Below are 570 nucleotides of genomic sequence, written 5' to 3'. Positions count from 1 at the left end.
GAACGGCGTAGCCGGGTCGCCCCACTTCAGGTATTGCTCGGTCCCGCAGCACGGGCACTTGATGTTGAAACGCAGAAAGTGTGGGGAATCGTTGGCCGCCCGCGTGATCTGGCAGCCCTCCCCCGAGGTTTCCTCGTTGTCGTCAGCGACAACCACTGTCGTCGGGGTCGATCCGCGTATGGACTTCTTGAACGTGGCACCTTCTAGGCGCTTGTCGCCAAGAATGGTCGGGGCCCCCTCGCCCTCGATGTCCGCATTGAACTTCGATAGCTCGTCATAGATCACTTCATCCGGGCTTTTCTCCCGGTAGTTTTTTGCCGNCCTTCTAGGCGCTTGTCGCCAAGAATGGTCGGGGCCCCCTCGCCCTCGATGTCCGCATTGAACTTCGATAGCTCGTCATAGATCACTTCATCCGGGCTTTTCTCCCGGTAGTTTTTTGCCGCCGTGCCACCCAGGCACCACAACATCTTGGCGTTATCGAAGCGCTTTTCATCCAGGGTATTATCGCGATGCTTTACCCCATACCAAGGGGCCAAGGCGCGCACCACAGGACTGTCACGAATCATCGTT

2 pseudogenes are annotated in these 570 nt (G+C 58.0%); both read right to left on the bottom strand.

Annotated elements, in window-relative coordinates:
* A pseudogene (locus ACLD1X_RS29170) lies at window positions 1-324 on the bottom strand (phage terminase large subunit family protein); the annotation flags it as partial.
* Window positions 324-570 (bottom strand): annotated as a pseudogene (locus tag ACLD1X_RS29165) (phage terminase large subunit family protein); the annotation flags it as partial. The pseudogenes ACLD1X_RS29170 and ACLD1X_RS29165, both read right to left, overlap by 1 nt.

Source organism: Pseudomonas sp. 18173, from assembly GCF_050432945.1.
Lineage (GTDB): Bacteria > Pseudomonadota > Gammaproteobacteria > Pseudomonadales > Pseudomonadaceae > Aquipseudomonas.
This window is presented reverse-complemented; position numbering and strand designations above follow the sequence as displayed.